The 752-nt window shown below is 70.2% G+C and carries 1 protein-coding gene; it reads right to left on the bottom strand.

Going from position 1 to position 752, the window contains the following annotated elements:
* The coding region (locus ACXJKJ_RS30485; RefSeq protein WP_457395166.1) for an autotransporter outer membrane beta-barrel domain-containing protein at positions 1-752 on the bottom strand (752 nt) is incomplete at both ends.

Raw genomic sequence — 752 nt, 5'->3', positions numbered from 1 at the left:
TCCAGGCACCCCATGCAGCGGTCTTGCGTGTCTCGATGCGCAGGCCGGCGTTGCCGGTGCTGGTGTCCACGTCCTGGTCGCCGTAGCGCAGGGCGAACAGGTCGCTGCCCTGCTCGACATAGCGGTCGAGCGTGCCGCGCGAGGCATCCAGTCGCGCATACGGGGTGAACTGCCAGCTGCCACGGACCAGGTCGGCGCCGACAGACAGCGAACCGAACCACTGGCTGCCATCGCGACGGGCATGCACGAAGCTGCCGTCGCTGGTCACGTAGCGGCGCAGGTCGTAGTCCAGCAACTGGTGGCCCAACAGTGCATCCACGAACAGATGCTGGCCGGGGCTGTAGCTGCCGTACACCGCCAGGGTGAAGGCCTGGCCATCGCTGCGGCTGCCGTTCTCGCCCACATCGGTGCGGTCGCGACCGTAGCCCAGGCCGACGCCAAGGGCCAGGTCCTCACCGACCTGCAGGTCGCTGCCGAGGGTGACGCCGTCGGTGTTGAAGTCACCGCCGGCACTGCCGCGTCCGTTGGTCCGGCCGGTGCGGATCGTACCGCCCACCCACAGGCCGAGCGCTGCCTGCGCGCCAGTGCCGGTCGCGGCCGGCGCATCCAGCCCCGGTTCCCGATCGAACGGCTGGCGACGCTGGGCGTCGCAGTCACTGCCGGGCAGGCTGCCTACCGCCGGATCACAGCGCTGCGGCCCATAGGCCAGGCCCAGGTTGTTGCTGAAGCCGTTGCTGCGGCTGGCCCCATGC

The sequence above is a fragment of the Roseateles sp. P5_E1 genome (assembly GCF_054049335.1).
This window is presented reverse-complemented; position numbering and strand designations above follow the sequence as displayed.